The organism is Leucobacter sp. M11 (assembly GCF_035726885.1).
Classification (GTDB): domain Bacteria; phylum Actinomycetota; class Actinomycetes; order Actinomycetales; family Microbacteriaceae; genus JAPFRB01.
The window spans coordinates 343,759-345,084 of record NZ_JAPFRB010000001.1; the positions used below are offsets into that span (position 1 = coordinate 343,759).

The 1,326-nt window shown below is 74.1% G+C and carries 2 protein-coding genes; both read right to left on the minus strand.

Translation table 11 applies throughout. From position 1 onward, the window contains the following. Positions 1-1,104 (minus strand): universal stress protein (locus OOT08_RS01710; RefSeq protein WP_325090841.1); only part of this gene is annotated, 1,104 nt, incomplete at its 3' end. Between the two features lie 43 nt (positions 1,105-1,147). Further along, positions 1,148-1,326 (minus strand): potassium-transporting ATPase subunit C (locus tag OOT08_RS01715; protein WP_325091275.1); only part of this gene is annotated, 179 nt, incomplete at its 5' end.

Sequence of the window (1,326 nt, forward strand, 5' to 3'; positions counted from 1 at the left end):
GGGCAGCCGCAGGCGGTTGCTCGCCGCGGCGGCGTGGGTGACGATGTGCACGTCGATGCTGCCGCAGTCCCGGATGACGCTCTGGCCGATCCCCGGCCCGGTGAGCGCCTGGAGCAGGCGGCCCCGGCTGGACGCGCCGAGCACGAGCTGCGTCGCGTTCACGGAGCGGGCGAAGTCGATCAGGGTGCCGGGGATGTCGTCGCCGACGACCTGGTGGTAGCTGCCGCCCAAGGTGTCAACGAGGCTGCGCTGGGCGCTCAGCGCGGCGGGGTCAGCGGCGCGGAGCCCGTCCTGGCTGATGACGTGCAGGGCCAGGAGCTCCCCGCCCGCGGTTCGGGCGGCGATCCGGGCCCCGCGGCGCAGGAGCGTGTCGCCCTCTGGGCCGCCCGTGAGGGTGACGACGACGCGCTCGCGGGTCTCCCAGGTGCGGTCGATGCCGTGCTCGGCACGGTACCGGGTGAGCGCACTGTCGACCTCGTCCGCGAGCCAGAGCAGGGCGAGCTCCCGGAGGGCGGTCAGGTTGCCGAGCCGAAAGTAGTTCGCGAGGGCGGCGTCGATGCGCTCGGCCGGGTAGACGTGCCCCTGCGCGAGCCGGTCGCGGAGCGCGTCGGGGGTGAGGTCCACGAGCTCGATTTCGGCGGCATCGCGGAGCACCCGATCGGGGACGGTTTCGCGCTGGGCGGCCCCCGTGATCTCCTCGACCACGTCGCTCAGCGACTCGATGTGCTGAATGTTGACGGTGGTGATCACGTCGATCCCGGCGTCGAGGATCGCCTGGACATCCTGCCAGCGCTTCTCGTGTCGGCTGCCGGGGGCGTTGGAGTGGGCGAGCTCGTCCACGAGGGCGATTTCCGGGGCGCGGGCGAGCAGGCCGTCGAGGTCGAGGTCCGTGAGGGTGACGCCGCGGTGCTCGACGCTCGCGCGCGGGAGCAGGTCGAGGCCCGCGACGGCCGCCCGGGTCCGGGCGCGGCCGTGCGTCTCGACGATCGCGATGACGACGTCGCGCCCCTCGGCGGCGAGCCCGCGGCCCTCGTCGAGCATCGCGACGGTTTTGCCGACGCCGGGCGCGGCGCCGAGCAGCACGCGCAGCCGTCCTCTGGTCATGGTGTCATCCTGTCACTTCCGGCCCGCGTTCGCGGGGTTTTGCTCAGGGCGCATCGGGTGTGTCACCCGCGGCGAGGGCCGCGTTCAGCGCGAGGACGTTCACGCGGGGCTCCCCCAGGCTGCCCAGGTCGCGGCCCGCGGTGTGCGCCGCGACGAGGTCCCGGACCTCCGCCGCCGGGAGCCCGCGCTCCCGGGCGACGCGGTCGATCTGCTGCTCGGCAA